At 64.6% G+C, this 1,384-nt stretch carries 1 protein-coding gene; it reads left to right on the top strand.

Annotated elements, in window-relative coordinates:
• Positions 1-90: 90 nt before the first annotated feature.
• Positions 91-1,341: an IS256 family transposase gene (locus ACFVVK_RS20470; RefSeq protein ID WP_390271342.1), complete on the top strand. Its 1,251-nt coding sequence runs from the start codon at positions 91-93 to the stop codon at positions 1,339-1,341.
• Positions 1,342-1,384: the final 43 nt, after the last annotated feature.

Genomic DNA, 1,384 nt, shown 5'->3' with positions numbered 1-1,384 from the left:
GGGGACTGTCTGAATAACGGTGTGTGAAGGTCCGGCCTGATCCGAAAGGAGACGGCCGTGTCAGAGTCCACGACCGAGATAACAGGGGCGATGATCGATCCTGTGACGGGAGAGATCATCGATCAGAAGGAGCTTGCAGAGCGGTTGCTCGCGCAGGCCAAGGAGCAGGGCGTGAGCCTGGTTGGCCCGGGCGGGCTGCTGAACCAGCTCACGAAGAATGTGCTGGAGACCGCGCTGGAAGCGGAACTGACCGAGCACCTCGGGCACGAGCATGGCCAGACGCCGATCGCAGCCAACATGCGCAACGGCACCAGGTCGAAGATCGTGCTGACCGAGATCGGCCCGGTTGAGATAGAGGTGCCGCGGGATCGGGACGGGTCGTTCGAGCCGGTGATCGTGCCCAAACGGAAACGGCGTCTGGACGGGATCGACCAGATCGTGCTCTCGCTGTCCGCCCGGGGGCTGACCACCGGGGAAATCGCCGCGCACTTCGAGGAGGTCTACGGGGCCAAGGTTTCCAAAGACACCATCAGCCGCATCACGGAGAAGGTCGCCGGGGAACTGGCCGAATGGTCGGCCCGGCCTTTGGATCCGATGTATCTGGTGCTCTTCGTTGACGCGGTCGTGGTCAAGGTCCGTGACGGGCAGGTGCGCAACACCGCGTTCTACGTCGTCATGGGGGTCACCACCAACGGGGAGCGGGAGATTCTGGGCATCTGGGCCGGCGATGGTGGCGAGGGTGCCCGGTTCTGGCTGCAGGTATTCTCCGAGCTGAAGAACCGGGGCGTGGAAGATGTGTTGATCGCCGTCTGCGACGGGCTCAAGGGCCTGCCGGAGGCGATCACGACCACGTGGGAGCGAACGGTCGTGCAGCAGTGCATCGTGCACTTGATCCGCAACAGCTTCCGCTACGCCGGGCGCCAGCACCGCGAGGGCATCGTCAAGGCGCTCAAGCCGGTCTACACGGCCCCGTCCGAGCAGGCGGCGAAGGACCGGTTCGCCGAGTTCAGGGCCGAGTGGGGCCAGCGATACCCGGCAATCGTGCGGCTCTGGGAGTCCTCCTGGGCTGAGTTCGTGCCGTTCCTGGAGTACGACGTGGAGATCCGGCGGGTGATCTGCACGACGAACGCGATCGAGTCGATCAACGCCCGCTACCGCAGGGCCGTGAGGGCCCGCGGGCACTTTCCGAACGAGACCGCTGCCCTGAAATGCCTGTATCTGGTCACCAGGTCTCTTGATCCCACCGGCGGCGGTCGGGCACGCTGGGTGATGAGGTGGAAGCCTGCGCTGAACGCGTTCGCGATTACCTTCGCCGGCCGGTTCGAAAGAACCACTCACTAATGAAAACCGGCCGGACCCACCCACCGTTTATCGGACAGTCCCC

This window comes from Arthrobacter sp. NPDC058192 (assembly GCF_042883665.1).
Classification (GTDB): Bacteria; Actinomycetota; Actinomycetes; order Actinomycetales; family Micrococcaceae; genus Arthrobacter.
Note: the sequence above shows the minus strand (reverse complement) of the source record. Positions and strands in the feature narration are given on the sequence as shown.

Excerpts from the sequence above, each read along its gene's own strand:
- ACFVVK_RS20470 (WP_390271342.1), top strand. The coding sequence starts at position 91 with ATGATCGATCCTGTGACGGGAGAGATCATCGATCAGAAGGAGCTTGCA.